1 protein-coding gene is annotated in these 686 nt (G+C 65.6%); it reads right to left on the bottom strand.

Going from position 1 to position 686, the window contains the following annotated elements; translation table 11 throughout:
* On the bottom strand, positions 1 to 377 hold a 377-nt coding region (locus tag AC2JF9_RS08090), incomplete at its 3' end, for a hypothetical protein (protein WP_500726777.1).
* Between the last annotated feature and the right edge of the window lie 309 nt (positions 378 to 686).

Here is a 686-nt window from a genome sequence, read left to right as displayed (position 1 = left end):
ACCGTGGCCTGGCCCGATACGGTCTCGACACGGCCGATCGCGGCCTGCTGCGCCGGGGGCGTCGCCTGGGCATAGCGCAGCCCGTCTTCGTCGACCGTCAGCGCTGCGACGACCTCTGCGGTCAGCGTCGCCCCGTCCGCGGATTCCAGCGCCGGGCGTTTTGCGGCACGGAAATAGTCGTTGAGGATGACGCGGGACGCCTCGTTCTCGATGACGAGATCGAACCCCTCCTTCCGGTATTCGCCGTGAAAGATCAGGTGAGCGTCCGGAATCCGGATGCTCGCGGCTGACTCGACATCGAAGTCGATCTCCCGTTCCGGCTTCGCCGGCGCGGAAGACAGATCGAGCGCACGGCTCGCCAGGTCGTCTGTCAGCAACGCCCCAATCCTCTCGGCCTGGGTTCGCCGGGCAAGGGCCGGGTTGTCTCACCCCCAACTCGCTCCCGGCCAACCGAACTCTGTGATGCCGTCCGCTCGTTTTCTTGTACGACTAGCACATGCCTGCGGACCCCGTCAGCAACCATCGGCTGTAGCGGAGGCTCGGCAACGTACCGGCCATCCGTTTCAGCAGGATTTCACGCCCGAGTTCGAGGCGAGAGGGCGAAGGCTTAACCCTAAATTCAATGCGCGACCCTAGCTTCGGCACCGGCGCGCTGAGATCCGGCCGGGTACCGCCGCGAGGTGACA

It is taken from the genome of Lactobacillus sp. C449L (assembly GCF_059900815.1).
The sequence above is the reverse complement of the archived record's forward strand: the minus strand, read 5'-3'. Positions and strand labels throughout refer to the sequence as shown.